The 269-nt window shown below is 46.5% G+C and carries 1 protein-coding gene; it reads right to left on the reverse strand.

All coding sequences use genetic code 11. The features are described from left to right. On the reverse strand, positions 1–241 hold a 241-nt coding region (locus LJE08_RS14060; protein ID WP_227403586.1), incomplete at its 3' end, for a hypothetical protein. Positions 242–269: the final 28 nt, after the last annotated feature.

Raw genomic sequence — 269 nt, forward strand, 5'->3', positions numbered from 1 at the left:
TAAATGTCTTGCAAGCGGCCACGCGGTCATTCAAGTCCACTGATTGTAATTGAGGCTCGGGAATCTTCACCACATTGGCGAAATTCGTGATAAAACGGCTCATGCTGTAGCAACGCTCTATGCAGACTTTCATCACTTCGCGCAAGTCTTCCGTATCCTCCATACATTCCAAGGCACCATCCACCGTATCAAGAGTAGAGGTAATGCCCGCAGTCGTATTATTCACCTCATGTGCTATCATACGGATCACTTTTTCGTATGCCTTTTTC

This window comes from Holdemanella sp. DFI.5.55 (genome assembly GCF_020593575.1).
GTDB lineage: Bacteria > Bacillota_I > Bacilli_A > Erysipelotrichales > Erysipelotrichaceae > Holdemanella > Holdemanella hominis.